Below are 16,954 nucleotides of genomic sequence, written 5' to 3'. Positions count from 1 at the left end.
GGAGGGAGGAGTGTCGTGGGCCAGGCGAATCACGCGAGTGGTGGTGCAGGGAGATGGGTGCGGACGGGGGCGCCAGCGGGAGCTGCGGTCACCCTGGCGCTGCTACTTCTCGTCCAGACCGCGCCGACGGCCAGCGCGGCGGGGACGAACCCGTTCGACGACGCCGGAGCGTTCAGCGTCTACGTCCGCGAGGATGCCGTGCTGAACAACCACGAGACCGAAGGGGCGATCGCCGTCGGCGGCACGCTCACCGTCCGCAGTGACGGCGGCGCCTACGCGCTGGTGCACGTGATCGCTGGAACCGGTGACTACCCGGTGCCCACGGTGGACGGTGACCCCACCCGCCTGCTCATCGGCTCGTACTCTGCCGCGTCCGGCGTGGTCCAGGTCAAGGGCACCGGCGGCACGGCCGGTACGGCGCTCGGGTACGCGAAGATCGTCTCGCCCGACGCCCCGTTCGGCTTCGCGGAGCGTGGTGGATACACGCAGTACCGCGACCTGGGCAACGCGAACTCGGCCGCGCAGGGTCCTGCCATCGACGGGATCAACCAGCCGTGGTCGCAGAACCAGGCCGGCGAGACCTTCCGCACCGCGCGGGACAGCGTCGCCGCCTACGTCGAGGAGGGCCCGGGATTCGCCGCGGGCGCAGCCTGCCTCGCCGGTCTCGCCGACCCGTCCGGTTCCCGGGCGCACCGCGTCCGCGTGACCGAGGACGGCGGAAAGGCGCGCCTCGAGTTGGTGGCGGGCGTCCCCAACGTGGTCGACTACGCGGACCTCCTGGTCGGCTGGCAGGGCGCCATGGCGTCCCAGGTCGTCTACGCCGGTGCGACGCCGGCGGCCGACACGCCGCTCATCGTCCGGGTCGCCCCGGGGACGACAACGGTGGCCGGGTCCACCTTCGGCGGCTCCGGCGAGTACGCGTCCTTCGTGATGTGGGACTTGTCGGCCCTCAGCGGGCCGGTCGCATTCGGCTCGCCGTCGCGGGTGGACGGCTCGGTGTACGGTCCCGAGGTCGACCTCACCGCCAGCTTCGCCCCCCTCGACGGCCAGATCCTGACCCGCAACCTGGTCACGACGCCGGGCTCCGGCGAGACGCACGCGTACCTGTTCCGCGGCCACCTGGACTGCTCCGGCACCGAGCCGACGACCCAGCCCACCAGCGAGCCGACCACCGGACCGACCATCGAACCGACCGATGGCCCGACGACGGAACCCACCGGCGAACCCAGCAGCGGTCCGACGACCCAGCCCACCAGCGAACCCACGACCGATCCCACGGGGACGACCTCCCCGACGAGCGGGGCCGCCGGCTCCGGCGGTGACGATCCCGACGACACCCTGGCCTTCACCGGTGTCGGGGCAGGGGTGGGCGTGGCCGGCATCCTCGGCCTCACCGCCATCACCGCCGGCGCGATCCTCCTCCGGCTGCGCCGCCAGGCCTGAGGCGGGCTCCCCCGTCGCAGACGCTCCCGAAACGCGCAAACGCTCCCGAAATTTCGGGAGCGTTTGCGGCTTTCGGGAGCGTTTGTGGCGGGTCGCCGGATCAGAAGATGCGGTTCACGATGGACGCCGGGGCGTTCAGCAGCTCCTCGATCTCGTCGTCCAGCTTGACCAGCGTCAGGGAGGCGCCGGCCATCTCCAGGCTCGTGCAGTACTCGCCGACGTAGCTCTTCGCCACGGTGATGCCCTGGTCGGCCAGCTTCTCCGCCGCGATGCCGAACAGCAGGTACAGCTCGCTGATCGGCGTACCGCCGAGGCCGTTGATCATCAGGGCGACCCGGTCACCGGAAGAGAACGGCAGGTCGGGGACGACCGCGCCGAGCAGTTCGTCGACGATCTCGTTCGCGCTGACCAGCTTGGCGCGGCGGCGTCCGGGCTCGCCGTGGATGCCCACGCCGACCTCCATCTCGTCGTCGGCCAGCTCGAACAGCGGGCTGCCCTTCGCCGGCGGGGTGCACGCGGTGAGCGCGATGCCCATCGTCCGGGTCACCGAGTTCACCTTCTCGCCGATCGCCTTGACCTCCTCCAGCGACCCGCCCTGCTCGGCCTTCGCGCCGACCGCCTTCATCACGAAGAAGTTGCCGGCCACGCCGCGGCGTCCGACCGTCCACGTGGAGTCCTGGACCGCGACGTCGTCGTTGATGAACAGCGTGTCGACCTTCATGCCCTCGGCCTCGGCCAGCTCCTGCGCCATCTCGAACGCCATCCGGTCACCGGTGTAGTTGTTCACCAGCAGCAGGACGCCCTTCTCGGACTCGACGAGCTTGGCGGTCTGGTACACGTAGTCGGACGGCGGCGCGGCGAACACGTCGCCGGGGCAGGCGGCGTCCAGCATGCCGGGGCCGACCACCATCACGTGCGCCGGCTCGTGGCCGGAGCCGGACCCCTGCACAATGCTCACCTTGTCGTTGTTCGGGGCATCGGCCCGCATGATCAGGTTGTACTCGGGCACGTACTTGATCGTGTCGGGGTTCGCGAGCGCGATGCCCTTGAGCATCTCGGGGACGAACTGCTTGGGGTCGTTGACGAACTTCTTCATTGCACTTCCCTTCGTTGGGTTGGTGTTGTGATGGCGGCCCTTCGTGACGCTCGCTGCGCTCGCTCCTCAGGGACCGTTCGGTGTGACGGCGGCCCTTCGTGACGCTCGCTGCGCTCGCTCCTCAGGGACCGTTCGGTGTGACGGCGGCCCTTCGTGACGCTCGCTGCGCTCGCTCCTCAGGGACCGTTCGGTGTGACGCTCGCTCCTCGGGGACCGTTCCTATTCGGGCCAGGCGTCGGACAGGGACCTGAGCAGGACGGCGACCGCCTTCGCGCCCGCGTCCACGGAGCCGATGCTGCGTTCGCCGGTGTAGGACGCCCGACCACGCATGGCCTGCAACGCCTTGGTGTTCTCCGCCGCCTCGTCGGCGGTCCTCGCCATCGCCGCCACGGTCTCCTTCGCCCCGTGGCCGGCGGCGACCTCCGCCTCGAGGGTGTCGACGGCGGGGACGAGCGCGTCGAGGAGCGTCTTGTCGCCGAGATCGGCCTTGCCACGGGCCTTGATCCCCTCGATGGACGCCCGCAGGGCCCGCACGATGTCGGTCCCCTCGATCTCGGGGTGCTCCTTCAACTGGACGCCCGCCCGCAGCATCGCCGTCCCCCAGATCGGGCCGGACGTGCCGCCGATCCGGGCCGAGGTCGCCGCGGCGATCTTGGTCAGGAAGACCCCGGGGTCGCTGCGGTCGAAGTCGTCCCACTGGTCGAGGACGATCTCGAAGCCGCGGGCGAGCGAGTAGCCGAAGTCGCCGTCGCCGACGACCGCGTCCAACTCCCCGAAGTACTGCTCGTTCGCGACGATGTTCTCGGCGAGGTTGCGCATCACGAACTCGACGTCGGTGATGGATCCGCTCATCTGGCTTCCTCCTGGTTGGTTGCGAGCAGCTGGGAGAGGGTGTCGATCGTGACCATCCCTTCGGGGCGGACACCGGCCGGCGCGGCGACGACCGTTGCGGGTGCGCCCGGGTCGCCGAGGTCGGACAGGACGAGGGCCGCGCCGGTGAAGTCGTCCCCACCGGTGTAGGCGCTGACCGTCACGACCGTGGTGAGGCCCGCCCCCGTGGCCGCCCGGACGCCGATGCCGGAGTCCTCCACGACCACACACGCGGACGGGTCGAGGTGGAGGTCCTCGAGCACCTTCAGGTAGATGTCCGGGGCGGGCTTCTTGCGGGGCACGATGTCGCCGGCGAAGACATGGACGCGGGCGGCGGCGTCCGGCCCGGCGGCGTGTTCGAGCACCGCCCGCACGGACGGCTCGGCCGAAGTGGACGCGACGGCCACCGTCCAGCCGGCAGCGAGGGTTTCCGTGATCAGGCGGTGGATGCCGGGGCGTCCGGGCAGCCGGCCCTCCGCGACCAGGGCCCTGAATCGCTCGGTCTTGGCCAGGTGCATCCGCTTGAGCAGGTCGGCGTCCGCGTCCGGCAGCTCGGAGGCCATCCGCTCCTTGCCGCCGCCGATCTTCACCTTCTCCGCGTACGTGGCGTCGTCCCAGCGGACGGGCAGGCCGAACTCGGCGAACGTTTCGTTGAAGGCGGGCAGGTGGCCGTACTTCTCGGTGTCGGCGAGCACGCCGTCGCAGTCGAAGACCAGGGCGGGCATCTCAGGCCCTGCCCGCGCTTCCGAAGACCTCGGCGAAGTGCCGGGTCATCGCGCGCACGTCCGCGGCGACGTGGGAGAACAGCGAGGGCGGGTCCCACTTGCCGGCGGCCTCGGCGTCCTTCAGGAACGCGAGGTTCGAGCGCATGTAGGTCTCCTTGAGCGCCGTGGAGATGTTCACCTTCGCGCAGCCGCGGGCGATGCAGTCGCGGAACTGCTCGTCGCTCAGCCCGCTGCCGCCGTGCAGCGCGATCGGGACGGGGTGCGCGGCGACGAGGTCGGAGACCCGCTGGAAGTCGAGGACCGGCGCCCGCTTGTAGGTGCCGTGGGCGTTGCCGATGGCGGGCGCGAACACGTCCACGCCGGTCGCCTCCAGGTAGCGCAGCTGGACCTCCAGGGTCTGGCGCTTCGACTCCTCGTCGGAGCCGACGCCGTCCTCCTGGCCGGTGATCGACTCGATCTCGCCCTCGACGTCCGCGCCGTAGCGGCGGGCCTCGGCGACGACCTCGACGGTCTGGCGCTGGTTCTCCTCCACGGGCAGGGCGGACGCGTCGAACAGCACGGAGTTCCAGCCGGCGGCCAGGCAGTCGCTGATCACCTGCCGGTCGGGACAGTGGTCGAGGTGCAGGGCGCACGGGACCTCGATGCCGGCGGTCATCGACGTCCACATCGCGAACAGCACGTCCACCCCGATCTGGCGGACGGTCTTCACCGAGGTCTGCAGGATCACCGGCGAGGACGCCTCCACGGCACCCGCGAGCACGTTCTCGATCGTGAGGTCGTTGACGATGTTGATCGCCGGCACCCCGTAGCGCTGCTCGAAGGCAGGCCGGAGGATCTCCGATAGAGGCTGGACGGCCATCCGTGGCTCCTCTCGACACTGAGGGACGTGCCCACGCTAGGTGCCGTCCCCCGCCCCCGGTATGGGGTGTTCCCCCCACCCCCTCTGGGGGTCGGGGGTGGGGGCGTCAGGCGCGGGCGAGGAGCTCGGTGCGGGAGCGGACGCCGCCCTTGCGCAGGATCGCGCTGACGTGCTTCTCCACCGTCTTCACCGAGATGCCCAGGCGGGACGCGATCTGCTTGTCGGGCAGGCCCTGGTCGATCAGGCGACGCACCTCCAGCTCACGGCCGGTGAGGCGGTCGCCGTCGACCGCCGGCAGCCCGCCGAGCTGGGCGAGCACGCCGCCGAACACCAGGACGTCGCCGCGCGCGACCCCCACCACCACGCGGCCCAGCGTGGTCGCGTCCGCGTCCGCCTGCACGAAGCCGCGGACGCCCGCCGCCGCCCAGTCGCGCAGTTCGGTCTCGGGCGTGCCGGCGTCGATCACGCCCACCACCCCGGCCGAGGGGGACGCGGCGCGCAGCCCTGCGACCAGCTCCGCCCCGCTCGCCCCGTCCACGTGGGTGCCCGCGAGCACCACGTCCGGACGAAGCAGCCGCACGGCCTCCACCGCCTGCTCGAAGCCCGCCACCTCCGCGACCACCTGGACGCCGGGTTCGCTGGCGTCCAGCAGCCGCACCAGGCCCGCGCGCATCGCCGGCAGCGGGTGCACCACGACCACCCGCAGCCGGGGGCTGCCGACGTGGTCGTTGACGACCTCGCGGTACGGGAGGTCGGCCCGGATCCGGGTCCCCCACCCCGCCGTGGAGTCGATCCGTACGCGCCCGCCGACCTGCGCGGATCGGGCGACGAGCCCCGTCAGCCCCACGCCGTGGCCGGCGACCGCCTCCGCGTCGAAGCCGCAGCCGTCGTCCTCCACGATCAGCGCCAGCCCGTCCCCGCCGTAGACCAGGCCCACCCGCACCGAGGACGCCCGCGCGTGCTGCACGACGTTGGTGAGCGACTCCTGGACGATCCGCAGCACCTGGCCCTCCACCGCCCGGGACAGCGGCTGCGGGTCGCCGAACACCCGGAAGGTCGCGGTCAGGTCGGACGTCGCCCGCACCCAGTCGAGCTCGAGGCCGATCGTCTCCTCGATCGGACGCCCGGCCATCCCGGCCGGCCCCAGCCCCCAGACCGCCCTGCGGCCCTCGTTCATCGTCTCCTGGGCGGCGACCTGGGCCTCGATCAGGGCCGGGGACGGGTCGGCGCCCCTGCTCACGGCGGAGTGGGCGTCCGCGATCCGCAGCGCGACCGTGGCCAGGCCGCGTCCGATGCTGTCGTGGACCTCGAGCATCGCCCGTTCACGCTCGGCGGCGACCGCGGCAGCCTTGGCGCGCTCGGACGACTCCGCATGCAGCCGCGAGTTGGTGATCGCGATCGCGGCGTGGGTCGCGAACCGCTGCAACAGCTGGGCGTCCGCGGCGTCGAACCGCTGCTCGTCGGTGGCCGCGAACACGATGCAGGCCCCGATCAGGTTCGTCCGGACGAGGATCGGGACGCCGATCACCGCCCGGTGGTAGCGCGCCTCGTCCGGGCGGATGTGACCCTTGCCGATCCGGGAGTAGCTGTCGAAGACCACTGGCTTGCCCGCCCGCGCGACCGCGCCCGTGCAGCCCTCGTCGAGCGGGAAGATCCGGCCGGCCTGGCAGCCCGCGTCGAGGTCGATCTCCTTGCGGTAGGTCTGGCTGGACGCGTCGATCAGGCACAACGACCCGCTGTGGCAGCCGAGCAGCTCGACCGCGCTGCGCAGGATGCGCTCCAGCAGGGGCTGCAGCCGGAACTCCCCGGCGAGGTCGTTGGCCACGGCGGCCAGCGCATCGTCCACCGATGCCCGTTCCAGGGCGTCCGCCTGCGTCATCGCTGCCCTCCCGGACGTGCCTTGCGCCAGCTTAGGCGCGCCCTTCCGCCCTCCGACAGGCCCTCACGGCAGGTGTGTCCGGGGGGCGAGCCGCGGGCCGCGGCGCGGCACCGCGATCCCCGCCATCCCGACCAGGCGCTGGACGCGGAGGCGGTGCGGACGGTACGGCTCCAGCAGGTCGGCCAGCCCGGCGTCGTCGACGGGCTCCCCGGTCAGCGCCCAGCCGATGTCGCGGGCGATGTGGTAGTCGCCGAAGCTGATCGCGTCCGCGTCGCCGAGCGCCCGGGCCCGGACCTCCGCGCTCGTCCACACCCCGATGCCGGGCAGGCTGCGCAGCCGCGCGTCCGCCCGGTCCGGCTCGGCGGCCAGGACGCGTTCGAGGCTGTCGGCCACCTTCGCCGCCCCGACCAACGTCCGGGAGCGGGCGGGGTCGATGTGCAGGCCCAGCCAGTCCCACGACGGGATCAGCGCGACCGCCCGCGGGGTCGGGAAGGTGCGCAGGCCGAGGTCGGCGCCCGGCCCGGGGGCGGGGACGCCGTGCCGGCCGAGCAGCGAGCGGATCCCGAAGGTGGCCTCCTGCCCGGTCACCTTCTGCTCGATGACGACCGGCACCAGCGCGTCCCACACGCTGGCGGTCCGTCCGATCCGCCAGTGCGGACGCTGCCGGTGCAGCTCCGCGACGAGCGGGTGGACGGGACGGAAGCCCGACGGGTCGTCGTCCGCCCCCAGCAGGACGGGGAACCGTTCGATCGCCCACTCCGCGCCCTCGCCCCAGGCCTCGGCGGCGATCACGCCGGAGGCGCCGAGCGGACGGACGGCCAGCGTCGCCACGCCGGACGGCGTGTTCAGCGCGCGCCAGTGGCGTCCCTCGTGGACCCGATAGGTGGGGTCGGTGACACCGCGCCGGAACGTGCCCCACACCTGGCCGACCGGGCAGGGCCAGTCGGGACGCCAGTCGCGGCGCAGGGATGCGGGCACGCGGCCACGGTAGCCCCCGGCTCCCACAGGCGGATTCCCACCCGTCTGGTAAGCATGAAAGACCACGGGCCAACCACCGAAGGAGAAGCCGTGATCCGTTACGACCTGCCGACCACCGACGACCTGGTCCGCCTGGGCGAACCCCACGCCCACGCGGTGACCATCTATGTCCCCACCTCGCCGACGCCCGCGGGGCGCGCGCAATCCGCGACCGCGCTGAAGAGCGCGGTCGACGACGCGATCCGACAGTTGCGTGCCGCCGGCGCGGACGCGGACGTCCAGGAGGCCGTCCGCCTGCACGGCGAGGTGCTGTCCGCCGACACCCACCTGTGGGGCAACCTCTCGGGCTCGCTGGCGGTGTTCGTCTCGCCCGAACTGGCCGAGGACTGGGTGCTGCCCAACGACCTCGAGCCGCAGACCCAGGTCGGCGACTGGTTCGACATCGGGCAGCTCGTCCGTGCGGTGACCACGCCGCAGGAGGCGTTCGCGCTCACCCTCTCCGGCAACGGCTGGAACCTGTGGCGCGCGTCCGCGACCGCGCGGGCGGCAGAACTCGACCTCGGTGAGGCGTACGCGGAGGACGCCGCCGACGCGACCAACCGGATGACCATCCGCGGCCGCGGGCACGAGCGCCGACTGGTCGGTGACGAGGGCAGGAAGGTACTGCTGGAGCGGTACGCCCGCACGGTCGCCGACGCGGTGAGGACGGAGCTCGGCCGGCTCGACCCGAACGCGGCCCGCCCGCTGTTCGTGTTCGCGACCGAGCCGCTGCTGTCGATGATCCAGGCCGAGAACCTGGCCTGGCCTGTGGTCGCGGTGCCGGGCGCGCCGGACGAGCTGCGACCCGACCAGGTCGACGAGGCCATCCGGGCGCGGATCGGCGAGATCACGTCGAAGCGGCTGAGCGGGCGTGCGGAGCAGATCGGGAACGGGTTCGCGTCCGGCCTGGCCGCGACCGACCTCGCCCAGATCGCGAAGGCCGCGTGCGCGGGCGCGGTGGGGACGCTGATCTACGACTTCACCGTCGACGTGCTCGGCACGCTGGACGAGTCCACGGGCGAGCTGCGCTACGCCGAGGACGGCTACGACCTGCTGTCGCGGATCGCCGTGCTGGTGCTGCGGTTCGGCGGCGAGGCGATCGCCGTCCGTCCCGACGAGGTGTGGGCGGACATCTGGGACGGGCGCGCGCTCGCGCAGCTGCGGCACCCGCTGGTCTGAGCGGCGGCGACCGGTAGCCTGCCGCCGTGCTCCACGTCGGCAGGCCCACCGTCCCGCAACTGGTCGACCTCAGCCGCCCGCAGCCGCAGGCGGTGACCGTCTACCAGCCGCTCGAACCGCACCGCACCGACGGCACTGATGTCGCCGCGGCGATCCGCGAACCCCTGCGGCTCGCCCTGCACCGGTTGGCCGGGACGGGCGTCCCCTCGTCCGCCCGGCGCGCCATCGCGGACCACGTGGAGGCGCTCGGTCGCACCGCCAGCGAGGGCCACTGCGTGGCGGTGTTCGCCTGTCCCGAGCGGGCGGAGGCCTTCGTCCTGCCCGACCACCTCGCCGCCGAGTGGCGCGCCGGCGACAGGTTCGACCTCGGCCCGCTGGTGCGCGCGGTCAGCTCCCCTCAGACCGCCTACGCCGTCACCGTCGGTGAGGAGGACTGGGGCCTGTGGTGGGCCTCCGGGACCGCGCCCGTGCAGGCCGTGACGAGCGGCACCAGGGAGAACATGGCCAGCTTCGCCGGCGGCGTCCGGTACCGGCTGGGCCAGTTGTGGCGCGCGCTCACCTGGAGCAGGGCGTTCCTGATGACCCGTCGGTCCTACCTGTCCGCCGTGGCACGCACCGTCCGGGCACGCCTCGAACCGTTCGACCCCGATTACTCCGCCCCGATGGTCGTGTTCGGCCCTCCGCCGCTCGGCGACCAGCTCGCTGCCCGCCTGCCGTGGCGCGCGACCGTGTCGCCCCACGATCCGGCGACGCTGCGCACCAGCGACATCGGACGGACGCTGCGGGGGTACGCCGAGGCACGAGTCCGCCGCCAGCTGAGCGAGCACCTGGCACGGATCTCGGACGAGAGCCTTCCCGGCCTGCCGAGCAGGGACGTCGACGAGGTGGCCAGAGCCGCGCAGCACGGTCGGGTCGACCTGCTGGTGTACGACAGCACGGCGTCGCTGCGAGACGCGTCCGGGGCGGACGTGCTCGCGCGGATCGCCGTCGACGTCCTCGCCCGCGGCGGCGAGGTGCTGGCTATGGAGCCCGACGAACTGCACAGGGGCGCGCTGGACGGACCGCTGCTCGCGCACCTGCGCGCCGACGTCCCGGACGAGCCCGACGACACCTGGCCGTTGACGGCTCGGCCGGGCCGTCCCGCATAGTGGTGCCGTGCTCTTCGACGAGGTGGTCCGGGCGTCGGCCCGGGTGGCGGCCACGCGGTCGCGGACGGCGAAGGTCGCCGCGCTGGCCGACGCGCTCGCCGCGGCGGAGCCCGACGAGCTGGAGGTTGTCGCGTTCTACCTGTCCGGGTCGCTGAGGCAGCGCCGCACCGGGGTCGGCTGGCGCTCGCTGGTCGACCGGCCGCCGGCTGCCGACGTCCCGACGCTGACCGTGCTCGAGGTGGACGCGGCCTTCGCCGAACTGGCCCAGCTCGCCGGCGCGGGTTCGCAGGTCGCGCGGCAGGGCCTGCTGGCCGAGCTGATGGGCGCCGCGACCGCCGCGGAGCAGACCTTCCTCGCCGGTCTGGTCACCGGGGAGACGAGGCAGGGCGCGCTGGAGGGCCTGCTGCTGGCCGCCGTCGCCGAGGCCAACTCCGTCCCGCTGGACGCCGTGCGCAGGGCGGCGATGTTCGCCGGGTCGATCCCGGTGGTGGCGGTGGCCGCACGGGCGGGCGGCGAGACCGCGCTGGCGGCGATCACCCTGCAGGTGGGACGCCCGGTGCTGCCGATGCTGGCGTCCAGCGCGCCCACGGTCGCGGAGGCCCTCGACCGGTTCGGCGCGGGGACGCCGGTGGCCGTGGAGGCCAAGCTGGACGGCATCCGGATCCAGGTGCACCGCGACGGGGAGGCCATCGCCGTCCACAGCCGCAGCCTCGACGACATCACCGCCCGGCTGCCCGCGGTCGTGGCCGCTGTCGCCGCGCTGCCGGCCCGCCGGCTGGTGCTGGACGGGGAGGCGCTCGCGCTGCGTCCGGACGGGCGGCCGATGCTGTTCCAGGACACCGCGTCCGCGCAGGCGGAGCTGGTCCCGTTCTTCTTCGACCTGCTGCACGTCGACGACCGCGATCTGGTGGACGAACCGACCGCGATCCGTCAGGAACAGCTGGCCCGGGTGGTCCCGGACGACCTGCGGGTCGAGCGGCTGGTGACGTCCGACGTCGCGGAGGCCGAGGCGTTCTCGCGTCGGGTGCTCGCCGCGGGCCACGAGGGTGTCGTGATCAAGGCGCTGGACGGCGGCTACGCCGCGGGACGTCGGGGGGCGAACTGGGTGAAGGTGAAGCCCGTGCACACCCTCGACCTGGTCGTGCTCGCCGTCGAGTGGGGCAGTGGACGCCGCCAGGGCTGGCTGTCGAACATCCACCTCGGCGCCCGGGACCCGGCGACGGGCGGCTTCGTGATGCTCGGCAAGACGTTCAAGGGCATGACCGACGAGATGCTCGCGTGGCAGACCGAGCGGTTCCTCGGCCTGGAGACGTCCCGGGAGGGCCACGTCGTCCACGTCCGGCCCGAACAGGTGGTCGAGATCGCGTTCGACGGCCTCCAGCGCTCGACGCGGTACCAGGGCGGGATCGCCCTGCGGTTCGCGCGCGTGGTGCGCTACCGCGACGACAAACGGGCCGAGGAGGCCGACACGATCGACACCGTGCGCGCGCTCGCCGCGCCGTCCGCGTCCTGACCGGAGGAATCCGGCGCAGCCGGTGCAGGACGCTCGACTCCTCTAGAGTCGTGGGCAGGAACCACCCTCACAGGAGACCCACATGTCCGTTCTGACCCGCGTGGCCACCTGCCTCGCGTCCGCCCTGCTGCTGGTCGGTTGCTCTGCGACCGCGCCCGCCACCGCGCCGACGACGGCCGCGTCGAGCGAGTCGGCGACGCCGACCGCGGCGACCTCCGAAGCGACGTCCGGCACCGGCACGCAGAGCATCTCCGAGGCGTGCAACGCGCTGAACGCCGCGATGGCCGATGCGACCAGCACCATGCAGTCCGCGATGTCCGAGATCGGCTCCGACCCCAGCCAGGCCGTGAAGGCGCTCGAGGCGTTCGAGCAGACCTTCGCCGACTCGGTCGCGTCCGTGGACAACGCCGAGGTGAAGGCCCAGGCCGAGAAGGCGCTCGCCGCGACGAAGAAGATGGTGTCCGCGCTCGAGGCCGTGATCAAGGATCCGACGAAGGCCGCGTCGCTCCAGGACGTCGTGACCGAGTTCCAGTCGGAGATGACCGAGCTCGGCACCGTCTGCACCGGCTGATCGGGGGCGTCCTCGCCTACAGTTGCTCCCGCAGCTTTCGGGGGAGGAGCGCCATGACTGGTCGCAGAGCGTTCGTCGGTGTGATCGGCGTCACGGCGTCGGCCGTCCTGCTGGCCGGGTGCTCGGGGGTCGCGATCCCGGGGCTGGGCAGCAGCCCCACCCCCACGGCGAGCGTCAGTGCCAACCCGCAGGTGAAGGCGGCCTGCGCGGCGATCAGCACGGAGTTGCAGGGCGCCTACTCCGACCTCCAGACCGCGATCTCCGTGGCCGCGACGAACCCCGCCAAGGCGCAGAAGATCATGGAGAAGCGGCAGAAGAGCCTGGCCAAGGTCGCGAAGAAGCTGGACAACGCGCAGGTGCGGGCACAGCTCGAGAAGCTGGCCGCCTCGGTGCAGTCGCTGGTCGACAGCCTGGGCGAGGTGGTCAAGGACCCGACCAAGGTGGGGACGGTGACGAGCGCCGCAGGCGGGCTGCTGCAGGACGTGTCGTCGCTGCAGGCCCTGTGCGCGTCCTGACCGACCGGGTCAGGCCACCGTTCGCAGGCTGAGCAGGAGGCCGGCGGCCACGCTCACCATGATCGCGGCCACGCACAGGTCGAACACCCGCCAGGCGAGCGGCCGGGCGAACAACGGACGCAGCACGCGCGCGCCGAAGCCGAGCAGCGAGAACCACACGACGCTGGCGGCCATCGCGCCGACGGCGAACACCCACGGTGCCGGATAGGTCGAGGCGATCGAGCCGAGCAGGACGAGGGTGTCCAGGTACACGTGCGGGTTGAGCCAGGTGAAGCCGAGCGCGGCCAGCGCCACCGGAAGCAGCCGCGCGGGCTCGCCCGTCCCGTCCGCGACCAGGACCTCTGTACGCAGCGCGCGGCGCAGGGCGGCGACCGCGTACCAGAGCAGGACCGCACTGCCGAGCACGGTGACGGTGACCAGGACGGCGGAGTGGGCGGCGATGACTGCGCCGACCCCCGCGGTGCCGAGGCTGATCAGGATCACGTCGCTCAGTGCGCAGATCGCCACGACCATGCCGACGTGCTCGCGGCGCAGGCCCTGCCGCATCACGTAGGCGTTCTGGGCGCCGATGGCGACGATGAGGCTGGAGCCGAAGCCGAACCCGGACAGGGCGGTGGTGAGCACGGTTCGACGCTACGGGTGGATTCTCGTGCAGTCCAGCGAATGTTTCTTGGGTATCTGTAGCGCTGCTTAAGATGTGAACATGGAGTGGGACCTCGCCCAGTTGCGGGCACTCGCCGCGGTGGCCGACCACGGGACGCTGGAGGCGGCGTCCAGGGAGCTGCACCTGACGCCGTCGGCAGTGAGCCAGCGGCTGAAGGCGCTGGAGCGGTCGGTGGGCGCGGTGCTGCTGCGCCGGACGCGGCCGGTGACACCGACGGACGCGGGGCGCCCGGTCCTGCTGCTGGCCCGGCAGCTGGCCGCGCTGACGACCGACGCCGAGGCGGTGCTGGAGTCCGCGGCGACGACGCGTCCGGTGGTGCGGCTGGCGGTCAACGCGGACTCGCTGGCGACGTGGGTGCTGCCGGCGCTGGCGTCGGTGGCGGGCGAGGTGCGGATCACGTTCGTCCGGGAGGACCAGGACCACACGGCCGACCTGCTCCGGGACGGGTCAGTGATGGCGGCGATCACGAGCCAGCGGACCCCGGTGCAGGGCTGCACGGTGGAGAGCCTGGGGGCGATGCGGTACCGACCGATCGCGTCGCGGGAGTTCGCGGCGCGGTGGTTCGCCGACGGGGTGGGTCCGGCCGCGCTGGCGGCCGCTCCGGTGGTGGTGTTCGACGACCACGACCGGCTGCAGACCGAGCGGCTGGAGGAGGCCGGGGTGGCGTGGGGCACCGCGCCGTGGCACATGGTTCCGGCCAGCACGCAGTTCTCGGAGGCGGTCCGCTACGGGTACGGGTGGGGGATGCTGCCGGACCTCGAGGGGCGGGTGTGGGACGGGGTCGACCTGGCGGCGGTGCCGGGTTCGTGCCTGGCGAACCACGACGTGGCGCTGTACTGGCAGCAGTGGTCGCTGCAGACCGCGAGCCTCGACGCGGTGGCCGCGGCGGTCCGGGCGGGCGCGGCCGCGTCCCTGCGGCATCCGTGACGCGATCCCGCCACTCCTCGCGTCCCACGAGCTTCCTGGTGTCCCAGCTGGGCGGACGTGTGGCCGGATCGCGTCACATCGGGTAAGCAGGAGGAGAGGAGGAGCGATGGCGAAGGGTTATGTGGAGCCGGAGTACCAGCGCGACACGAGGTACATCCCGGACCGGATCACGCGGGACGCGCGCGACGGCTGGCCGGTGGAGGCCGGACGGTACCGGCTGGTGGCGGCGCGGGCATGCCCGTGGGCGAGCCGGGCGATCATCGTCCGGCGGTTGCTGGGACTGGAGGACGCGATCAGCCAGGGCCTGTGCGGGCCGACGCACGACCCACGGTCTTGGACGTTCGACCTGGACCCGGGCGGTGTTGACCCGGTGCTGGGGATCGAGCGGCTCCAGCAGGCGTACTTCGCGCGGTTCCCCGACTACCCGAAGGGGATCACGGTGCCGGCGATCGTGGACGTCCCGAGCGGCGGGGTGGTGACGAATGACTTCCCGTGGATCACGATCGACTTCGAGCTCGAGTGGACGCAGTTCCACCGCGAAGGGGCGCCGCAGCTGTACCCGGAGCACCTGCGGGCACAGATCGACGAGGTGAACTCGTGGGTGTACACCGAGGTGAACAACGGGGTGTACCGGTGTGGCTTCGCGGGCAAGCAGGCGTCCTACGACGCGGCGTACGACCGGCTGTTCGCGGCGCTGGACCGGCTGGAGGAGCGGCTGGCGACGCGGCGGTACCTGGTCGGGGACCAGCTCACCGAGGCGGACGTGCGGCTGTTCACGACGCTGGTGCGGTTCGACCCGGTGTACCACGGCCACTTCAAGTGCAACCGGAACACGCTGGACGAGATGCCGGTGCTGTGGGCGTACGCGCGCGACCTGTTCCAGACACCGGGGTTCGGCGACACGGTGGACTTCAGCCAGATCAAGACGCACTACTACGTGGTGCACCGCGACATCAATCCGACCGGCATCGTGCCGAAGGGGCCGGACCTGTCCGGCTGGCTCGAGCCGCACGGACGCGAGGAACTCGGCGGCCGGCCGTTCGGTGACGGCGCTCCCCCGGGCCCGGTGCGTCCGGGCGAGGAGGTGCCGCCGATCGGGTGAGCCGGGACGCCGAGGTCAGGCGGCGCCGGCCGTCGGTTCGGCGATCGTGCCGTGCGGTCCGACGAGATAGTGGAACCCGGCCGGCGACGTCCACGCGAAGAAGCCGGGAGCCGGCTGGCGCACTCTCCACCCGGTGTGGGTCTTGGCGCGATGGACGCGGCGTCCGAGCGGCCCCAGGTTGTCGGGCCGCGTCTGGCCCGGCGGAGCGTCACGGCCCCACGCGTAGGGCACGGTGTGGTCGAGGTCGAGGCCGGTCGAGGTTCTCGAGGCGTAGGGGAACACCTCGTGCGGGTCCCGCAGCAGCACCGCGGTGCGCATCCGGTCCGGGATCTCGTAGCAGTCGACCGGAGCAACCCTCGAAGGGTCGAAGACCGGGCGAACGGTGAGGCGGGTGTCGCCCAGGAGCGCGCGGAGCCGCTGCAGTGGCACCGGGCCCAGCTTCTCTGCGCGGGCGACCCCCGTTCCGGTCATCAGGGCGGTGTCGCTGAGGTGGACGACGAGGGTGGCGCTCGGTAACAGCCGGTCGGGGTCGACGGTGATCGTGCCGCAGGTGTGCCCTGCGCAGGCGGTCAGGCCGGGCAGTTCGGGCTCGCTCCCGTCCCCGAAGGTGGCGTGCCCGTCGGCCTCGTTCGCGGGCACGGCGGACTGCAGCAGCGCGAGGGCCCGGGCAGGGCTCGCCATGATCCCGAACGCCTGCGCACGCCGGACGTCCACGTCGTCGCTGTCGCCGCGGGAGCCGAGGATCTCCGCCACGCGGGCCACCATGGCCTCGAAGCGGAGCGCGTCGCCCTGGTCGAGGCGGGCCACGATGGTGGACAGGCCGTCGACCGGGTCGGTGCGATGGACGAATCGAGCGCGCGCGTACTCGCTCTCACGACGGGCCGCCGCCTGGGGGTCCTCGGCCACGATCAGGCCCTTCAGCAGGCGCCGGGCGCGCGTCCAGCCGACGCGCTCGACGGCGTCGGCCATCGCGTCGTCGATCCGCCGGGCGGACGCCTGGTCGAGCTCGGCCCGCGCGACGAGCGAGACCACCTCGCGGGCCTGCCAGAACCGGACGCTTCCTTCCTGCACGGCTTGCCACAACCGGGGGTGCCGTGCCCGACAATTCAGCACATCGACGAGAAAGAGGCCTGCTGCCATCGGCGAGAGCCGCAGGATCGGCGCGATCTCCAGAGCGAGGAACTCCGAGATCGGCGGGGTTCCGTCCGCCCCGAGCTGGACAGCCGCGGCCCCGTGCACGGCGAGCCGCTCCAGCCCCGAACTCGCCTCGTCCGCGCTCAGCGGGCCGTACACGTCTGCCAGGTGCGCGATCGCGCGGACCTGCTCGGCCTCGATCGCCGCCTGCGCGCGGACCAGCTCCCCGAGGCGACCCAGCGTCCCCCGCGCATCCGCTCCGCAGAATTCATCCACAAAGACAGGCTAGAGGTCGCCTCTGACACTACGCGT

Annotated in this window: 16 protein-coding genes; 8 read left to right on the top strand and 8 right to left on the bottom strand. The window is 72.6% G+C overall.

Features of this window, described 5'->3' with window-relative positions; genetic code table 11:
* Positions 1–57 precede the first annotated feature (57 nt).
* Positions 58–1,443, top strand: coding sequence for a collagen-binding domain-containing protein (locus tag QM779_RS14995; RefSeq protein WP_428536645.1), 1,386 nt, complete (start codon positions 58–60; stop codon positions 1,441–1,443).
* A 100-nt stretch (positions 1,444–1,543) separates the two neighbouring features.
* Here the strand turns inward: QM779_RS14995 and dhaK are convergent, their stop codons facing one another.
* The 6 genes from dhaK to QM779_RS14965 all read right to left on the bottom strand — a co-directional run bounded on the left by dhaK (position 1,544) and on the right by QM779_RS14965 (position 7,850).
* Positions 1,544–2,539 carry a dihydroxyacetone kinase subunit DhaK gene (gene dhaK, locus QM779_RS14990; RefSeq protein ID WP_428536642.1) on the bottom strand — a complete coding sequence of 332 codons (996 nt, stop codon included), beginning with the start codon at positions 2,537–2,539 and terminating at the stop codon, positions 1,544–1,546.
* Between the two features lie 219 nt (positions 2,540–2,758).
* On the bottom strand, positions 2,759–3,391 hold the full coding sequence (dhaL, locus tag QM779_RS14985) for a dihydroxyacetone kinase subunit DhaL (protein WP_428536639.1): 633 nt from the start codon (positions 3,389–3,391) through the stop codon (positions 2,759–2,761).
* On the bottom strand, positions 3,388–4,134 hold the full coding sequence (locus QM779_RS14980; protein ID WP_428536636.1) for an HAD-IA family hydrolase: 747 nt from the start codon (positions 4,132–4,134) through the stop codon (positions 3,388–3,390). Before QM779_RS14980 ends, dhaL begins: the two co-directional genes overlap by 4 nt.
* A gap of 1 nt (position 4,135) precedes the next feature.
* Positions 4,136–4,993: a class II fructose-bisphosphate aldolase gene (locus QM779_RS14975; protein WP_428536633.1), complete on the bottom strand. Its 858-nt coding sequence runs from the start codon at positions 4,991–4,993 to the stop codon at positions 4,136–4,138.
* Between the two features lie 106 nt (positions 4,994–5,099).
* Positions 5,100–6,872 (bottom strand): GAF domain-containing protein, encoded by a 1,773-nt coding sequence (locus QM779_RS14970; protein WP_428536630.1) that lies wholly within the window; start codon positions 6,870–6,872, stop codon positions 5,100–5,102.
* A gap of 63 nt (positions 6,873–6,935) precedes the next feature.
* Positions 6,936–7,850 (bottom strand): DNA-3-methyladenine glycosylase family protein, encoded by a 915-nt coding sequence (locus QM779_RS14965; RefSeq protein WP_428536627.1) that lies wholly within the window; start codon positions 7,848–7,850, stop codon positions 6,936–6,938.
* 90 nt (positions 7,851–7,940) lie between these two features.
* Between QM779_RS14965 and QM779_RS14960 the strand changes: the two genes are divergently transcribed.
* The 5 genes from QM779_RS14960 to QM779_RS14940 all read left to right on the top strand — a co-directional run bounded on the left by QM779_RS14960 (position 7,941) and on the right by QM779_RS14940 (position 12,815).
* A complete protein-coding gene (locus QM779_RS14960; RefSeq protein ID WP_428536624.1) occupies positions 7,941–9,068 on the top strand; it encodes a hypothetical protein in 1,128 nt (375 codons plus the stop codon).
* 26 nt (positions 9,069–9,094) lie between these two features.
* A complete protein-coding gene (locus QM779_RS14955) occupies positions 9,095–10,216 on the top strand; it encodes a hypothetical protein (protein ID WP_428536621.1) in 1,122 nt (373 codons plus the stop codon).
* A 7-nt stretch (positions 10,217–10,223) separates the two neighbouring features.
* The gene (locus QM779_RS14950; RefSeq protein ID WP_428536618.1) at positions 10,224–11,729 is read left to right on the top strand and encodes an ATP-dependent DNA ligase; all 1,506 of its coding nucleotides are present in this window, start codon (positions 10,224–10,226) and stop codon (positions 11,727–11,729) included.
* A gap of 82 nt (positions 11,730–11,811) precedes the next feature.
* The gene (locus QM779_RS14945; RefSeq protein WP_428536615.1) at positions 11,812–12,300 is read left to right on the top strand and encodes a hypothetical protein; all 489 of its coding nucleotides are present in this window, start codon (positions 11,812–11,814) and stop codon (positions 12,298–12,300) included.
* A 53-nt stretch (positions 12,301–12,353) separates the two neighbouring features.
* Entirely contained in the window at positions 12,354–12,815 is a 462-nt protein-coding gene (locus tag QM779_RS14940) for a hypothetical protein (protein WP_428536612.1), read from the top strand.
* A gap of 9 nt (positions 12,816–12,824) precedes the next feature.
* Here QM779_RS14940 and QM779_RS14935 read toward each other — a convergent pair whose 3' ends face one another.
* Complete coding sequence (locus QM779_RS14935) at positions 12,825–13,439, bottom strand: LysE/ArgO family amino acid transporter (protein WP_428536609.1); 615 nt, start codon at positions 13,437–13,439, stop codon at positions 12,825–12,827.
* 79 nt (positions 13,440–13,518) lie between these two features.
* On the opposite strand from QM779_RS14935, the gene QM779_RS14930 reads away from it, so the two are divergent.
* On the top strand, positions 13,519–14,406 hold the full coding sequence (locus QM779_RS14930; RefSeq protein ID WP_428536606.1) for an ArgP/LysG family DNA-binding transcriptional regulator: 888 nt from the start codon (positions 13,519–13,521) through the stop codon (positions 14,404–14,406).
* A gap of 106 nt (positions 14,407–14,512) precedes the next feature.
* Positions 14,513–15,508: a glutathione S-transferase family protein gene (locus QM779_RS14925; RefSeq protein WP_428536603.1), complete on the top strand. Its 996-nt coding sequence runs from the start codon at positions 14,513–14,515 to the stop codon at positions 15,506–15,508.
* A gap of 15 nt (positions 15,509–15,523) precedes the next feature.
* Here the strand turns inward: QM779_RS14925 and QM779_RS14920 are convergent, their stop codons facing one another.
* A complete protein-coding gene (locus QM779_RS14920) occupies positions 15,524–16,918 on the bottom strand; it encodes a hypothetical protein (protein ID WP_428536600.1) in 1,395 nt (464 codons plus the stop codon).
* Positions 16,919–16,954: the final 36 nt, after the last annotated feature.

Source organism: Propionicimonas sp. (genome assembly GCF_049840635.1).
Classification (GTDB): domain Bacteria; phylum Actinomycetota; class Actinomycetes; order Propionibacteriales; family Propionibacteriaceae; genus Propionicimonas.
Note: the sequence above shows the minus strand (reverse complement) of the source record. Positions and strands in the feature narration are given on the sequence as shown.